5 protein-coding genes are annotated in these 5683 nt (G+C 46.8%); all 5 read left to right on the top strand.

Annotated elements, in window-relative coordinates:
• On the top strand, positions 1-653 hold a 653-nt coding region (locus GX089_04400), incomplete at its 5' end, for an NAD-dependent epimerase/dehydratase family protein (GenBank protein ID NLP01715.1).
• Positions 654-708: 55 nt separating this feature from the next.
• The gene (locus GX089_04395; protein NLP01714.1) at positions 709-3225 is read left to right on the top strand and encodes a leucine--tRNA ligase; all 2517 of its coding nucleotides are present in this window, start codon (positions 709-711) and stop codon (positions 3223-3225) included.
• A 3-nt stretch (positions 3226-3228) separates the two neighbouring features.
• A complete protein-coding gene (rdgB, locus tag GX089_04390) occupies positions 3229-3828 on the top strand; it encodes an RdgB/HAM1 family non-canonical purine NTP pyrophosphatase (GenBank protein ID NLP01713.1) in 600 nt (199 codons plus the stop codon).
• Complete coding sequence (locus GX089_04385; protein ID NLP01712.1) at positions 3812-5338, top strand: response regulator; 1527 nt, start codon at positions 3812-3814, stop codon at positions 5336-5338. The genes rdgB and GX089_04385 overlap by 17 nt, the downstream gene beginning before the upstream one ends.
• A partial coding sequence (locus tag GX089_04380) for a response regulator (GenBank protein ID NLP01711.1) occupies positions 5325-5683 on the top strand: 359 nt, incomplete at its 3' end. The genes GX089_04385 and GX089_04380, both read left to right, overlap by 14 nt.

The raw sequence follows: 5683 nt of genomic DNA, 5'->3' as shown, positions 1-5683 counted from the left end.
GTGCTATAAATGTTCTGGGTCTGGCAAAAAGGGTCAGGGCGCGTGTCCTTCAGGCATCGACATCAGAGGTGTACGGAGACCCCGATGTGCATCCTCAGAAAGAGGATTACTGGGGACATGTTAATCCGATAGGTATCCGCTCATGTTATGATGAGGGCAAGCGGGTTGCGGAAACATTGTTTTTTGACTATCACCGGATGAACAAAGTTGATATCAGGGTTATGCGTATTTTTAATACGTATGGGCCCCGTATGCATCCCAATGACGGCAGGGTGGTTTCTAACTTCATTGTACAGGCAATCAGAGGAAATGATATTACGGTGTATGGTGATGGGAAGCAGACCCGTTCATTCTGCTATGTTGATGACCTGATCGAGGGGATGATCAGGCTGATGAACACTGAGGATTTTCAGGGACCCGTAAATATCGGGAATCCCTCCGAGTTTACTATCCTCGAGCTGGCTGAAAATGTGATAAAATTGACTGGAAGCAAATCCAGGATCGTATTCCATCCTCTGCCCTCCGATGATCCGAAGCAGAGGCAGCCCGATATCAGTCTGGCCAGAGAAAAACTGAACTGGCAGCCCACAGTGGAACTGGAAAAAGGGCTTCGTAAAACGATCGAGTATTTTCAGAAGAATCTGGATTGCTGAAGTAATCGGAAGAAGAATTAAATTTGTCAGAAGATAAAAATGGAAAGGTATTAAGATGAGCAATTATGACCCATCGGTGATTGAACCGAAGTGGCAGCAGAGGTGGAAAGAGAACAAACTGCACAAGGCTGTTTACGATCCGGGAAAGCCGAAATTCTATGCGCTTGACATGTTTCCGTATCCATCCGGATCCGGTCTTCATGTAGGACATTGTGAAGGATACACGGCTACTGATATAGTGACCAGGTTCAAGAGGATGCAGGGATGGAACGTGCTTCATCCAATGGGCTGGGATGCTTTCGGGCTTCCGGCTGAGAATTTCGCAATCAAAACCGGTATACACCCCCGGATAACTACTGACAAGGCCATCTCGAACTTCAGGCGGCAGATAGATTCCATCGGTTTTGCCTATGACTGGGACAGAGAGGTTAACACAACCGATCCGCGGTATTATAAATGGACCCAGTGGATATTTCTCCAGCTTTACAAAATGGGTCTGGCTTATGAGGGAATAATGCCGATTAACTGGTGCCCATCCTGCAAGACCGGCCTGGCAAACGAGGAAGTGACAGGTGGTAAGTGTGAGAGATGCGGAAGTATCGTGGAAAGAAAGGATCTCCGTCAGTGGATTTTAAGGATCACCAAATATGCCGACAGGCTTCTTGAGGATCTCTCTGAAGTTGACTGGCCGGAATCGACCCTCGCAATGCAGCGCAACTGGATAGGAAGGTCTGAAGGTGCGAAGGTGATTTTCACTGTTGCGTCAGGAACTGCCGAAGGGGAGGAGATCAGGGTGTTCACTACCAGGCCCGACACTCTTTTTGGAGCAACTTATGTTGTTCTTTCTCCCGAGCATCCTCTTGTTGACAGAATAACCACTCCTGAGAAACAGGCAGAGGTCAGAGAATACCAGACTGCGGCCCGAAGGAAGAGTGACCTTGAGAGAACTGAGCTTTCAAAGGAGAAAACCGGCGTATTCACGGGGTCTTATGCTGTAAATCCGGTGAACAACAAACAAATTCCAATATGGATTGCCGATTATGTCCTCTCTACTTACGGAACTGGTGCCATAATGGCCGTTCCGGCCCACGACGAGCGCGATTATGAGTTCGCATGTAAATACCAGTTGCCGATAATTCAGGTTGTTCGCCCTGCAGAGGGCGAAATACCATCCGGTCAGGCATTTACGGATGAGGGAATAAACATCAACTCGGGTGAACTTGACAACTTAAGGACACCGGATGCCAAACGCAGGATAATTGAAAGTCTCGAAAAGTCGGGGAAAGGGAAATCCGCAGTCAGTTATCGTCTGAGAGACTGGGTGTTTTCGCGTCAGCGTTACTGGGGAGAACCGATCCCGATTGTTCACTGTGAGAAATGCGGAGCGGTCGCTGTTCCTGAGGATCAGCTTCCTGTGACTCTTCCGGATGTGGAGCGGTACGAACCTTCCGGAACAGGAGAATCTCCACTGGCAAATATCACTGAGTGGCTTAACACCACCTGTCCTCAGTGTGGCGGTCCGGCAAAAAGGGAGACCAACACCATGCCGCAATGGGCAGGGTCCTGCTGGGATTATCTGAGGTATCTTGACCCGGTGAATAACAATGAACCCTGGTCAAAGGAAGCGGAGAAACAGTGGATGAATGTGGATTTATATATCGGTGGTGCTGAGCACGCTGTGCTTCATCTCCTCTATTCCCGTTTCTGGCACAAGGTGCTTTACGATTTGGGATATGTGTCCACAAAAGAACCTTTCAAAAAACTCCGTCATCAGGGGACAGTGCTTGCGGCTACTTACCGTGACAGTACGGGAAAGTACCATCCGCTTTCTGAAGTTGAGTTCAGAAACAATGAACCTTATCTGGTCTCCACAGGTGAGAAACTGAGCATGGAAATAGAGAAGATGGCAAAGTCCAAGCTCAATGGAGTCAATCCGGATGATGTGGTAGCCAGGTATGGTGCGGATACTCTGCGTCTTTACGAGATGTTTATGGGAGAGTTTGAGCTTCCAAAGCCTTGGGATCCCAGGGCAATTGAGGGATGCAGCAGGTTCCTGCGCAGGTTGTACAGGCTGGTGGATGAGTATGATGAATCAAAAGCCGGCTCTGCAGAAACAAATATCAGAGCCAGGCACCGGGTGATAAAAAAAGTCACCAATGATATCGAGGGGATGAAGTTCAATACTGCGGTAGCAGCAATGATGGAGTTTATAAACGAGATTTCAGAGAAAGGTGCCTCAAAAGAAGACCTCACTGTTCTTGTGAAACTGGTTTCTCCTTTTGCCCCGCATCTTGGAGATGAACTCTGGGAGAAACTTGGTGGAGACGGTTTTGTTATTCAATCGAACTGGCCTTCGTGGGACGAATCACTCACTCTTGAGCAGAATGTGACCATTGTTGTACAGGTAAACGGGAAATTGAGGGCAGAGTTTACTGCTCCGCGTGATGCCACTCAGGAGCAGTTGAAGGAATCGGCTCTGGGACTCGAGAAGATCAAAACGTACACCACGGATAAAACTGTGCGCAAAGTAATAGTCGTTCCGGGGAAACTTGTCAATATCGTAGTGGGCTGATCTATGATTAAGATTGCAGCAGCTACAAATAACAAGGGCAAAATAACGGAAATCAGGGAGATCCTGAAAGAGGAGCGTGTTGAACTTGTTTCCATGGGCGAATTATTCAACCCGGTTCCTGAAATTGATGAAACCGGCTCCACGTTTCTTGAAAATGCGCTTATCAAGGCCAGGTGGGTTTTTGACCACTGTGGGTTATGGACACTGGCTGATGATTCAGGACTGGAAGTCGATTTCCTTGGTGGAGAACCGGGTGTGAGAAGTGCCAGGTATGCTGGTGAGAACTGTGACTATAAGGCCAATAATGAGAAACTTCTTAAAGTGATGGAAGGGGTTCCGGAAGACAGACGGGGAGCCGCTTTCCGGTGTGTTATTGTACTGGTGACCGGAAAAGATCAGTATGTAAAGGCAGAGGGGGTATGCAGGGGAAAAATCGGATTTGCTCCTGAGGGAGCTGGCGGGTTTGGCTACGATCCGCTTTTTATTCCTGATGGGTACAGCAGTACTTTTGCCCAGTTGAGTCCTGATGTCAAGAATTCAATAAGTCACCGTGGCAGGGCTCTGTCCGCCCTGAAGGAGAAATTGCATGAGCGTCTCAGATAACGCATCTGCAAGAGAGACTGTTCTTGTAGTAGATGACAATCTGCACACCTCTGCAATTGTAAAGGATTCGGTAATTAAAGCCGGTTTTGAGTGTGTCGTAAGTTCCTGTAGTCAGGATGTTTTGAGGATTGTTGAAGAAGGTAAAGCCGATCTTGTCCTTTTTGATTTTGAGATGGCGGACAGAGATAACTTTTCTTTAATAAAACAGATCAAGAAAACAACGGGTCAGAGTTATCTTCCAGTAATTTTTCTGTCTGTTTCTGAGGTCAGGGACAAAAGAGCAAAACTGGTCTATGCTGATGATTATTTAAAAAAGCCTTTTTCCTGTGATGAGTTTCTCGCATGTATTAAACCATTGTTGAGGATCCGCAGGCTTCAGCGCCAGATCATTCTCTCAAAAGCCGGATACAAGTGTTTATATGAGAATTTTCCCAGCATGTACGTTACAATCGATTCAACACAGACTATTATCGATTGTAACCGTTATTTCTGTAAAACTTTAGGAATGAAAAGAGAGGAGATTGAAGGGGGAAGTATCTTCAGCTTTTTCCGGGAGGACAGAGAGTCACTGGAGGTACTTTTTAACAGTCTTGCTTCTGAAGATTTTGTACCCCTTCTGCATCGTAATTTTCATTTGTCAGGTCCGGATGGCACGCCTTCCTTGATGGTAAAATTGAATGCGATCTATGTTGGTTACTGGCAGGCAAATTCCACCATCATAATCACGATGAATGACATAACCCAGCAGCTTCGTCTTGAGGAAGAGCAGAAGCTGGCAAGAAAACAGCTTTACCGTTCCGCAAGACTGGCATCCATCGGCACTCTGGCATCCGGTGTTGCACATGAGATCAACAATCCCCTTACTGCGATACTGGGTTTTTCAAGTTCAATACTTGAAAGGATGAAAAACAACGAGCCTGTGGGACAGGATGAACTGCATCAGTACTTGCAGATCATATATTCCGAGGCGCTTCGCTGCAGAGATACTATTGAGAATCTGAGCAGATTTGCCAAGGACAGCGGTATCCAGACTATGAGTGTGATATTGCATGACTGCATCGATGATGCTGTGAAATTACTGCAGCCCAGGGCTGTTAAAACCGGAATAAACATCGTAAATAAGATTTCATCCGACGTAGTGGTAATGGCAGATTCCGCGAGATTGAGCCAGGTTTTTGTAAATCTTCTGTCCAATTGCCTCGATTTTTGCCCATCGGGTTCTGAGGTAATTATTGAGCCCTCAGTTTCACATGATCCCTCAAGGTATTATTGTGTACAGGTTTCCGATAACGGGCCTGGAATAAAACCTGAAGCTCATTCGAAACTCTTTGATCCCTTTTTTACAACAAAAGAGGTTGGAGCAGGAGCGGGATTGGGACTTGCCATTTGCCATAACATAATGGAAGATTATAACGGAAGCATCGAAATAGAGAGTGAACTGTCAAAAGAGACAAAAGTTACACTTGAGATCCCTGTTGAGAAAAAGGTAATGAGCGATGGACAAGGGTAAGATTCTTGTTGTCGACGATGAGGCCTCGCTGCGTCTTTTGCTGAGCAACGAGCTCTCGCGGGCCGGTTACAGTGTGGAGACTGTAGCAGACGGTGAAGCTGCTTTAGAGATACTGCATGAGGGATTTTTTCACATAGTGCTTCTGGATATTGTCATGCCGCGCATGAGCGGCATCGATGTACTCAGGCAGATCAAGCAGGATAACATCCCGGCAGAAGTAATTATCCTTACCGGAAATGCCACACTGGAGAGCGCGATCGAGTGCATGAAGCTTGGTGCGTTTGAATATGTGAGAAAACCCTATTCTCTTAATGAACTGCTGATACAGATAGAACGTGCCATAGC

Source organism: Fibrobacter sp., assembly GCA_012523595.1.
In the GTDB taxonomy this organism is placed as follows: Bacteria; Fibrobacterota; Chitinivibrionia; order Chitinivibrionales; family Chitinispirillaceae; genus JAAYIG01.
Note: the sequence above shows the minus strand (reverse complement) of the source record. Positions and strands in the feature narration are given on the sequence as shown.

Coding starts and splice junctions, on each gene's coding strand:
- GX089_04385 (NLP01712.1), top strand. CDS start 3,812: ATGAGCGTCTCAGATAACGCATCTGCAAGAGAGACTGTTCTTGTAGTA.
- GX089_04395 (NLP01714.1), top strand. CDS start 709: ATGAGCAATTATGACCCATCGGTGATTGAACCGAAGTGGCAGCAGAGG.
- rdgB (NLP01713.1), top strand. CDS start 3,229: ATGATTAAGATTGCAGCAGCTACAAATAACAAGGGCAAAATAACGGAA.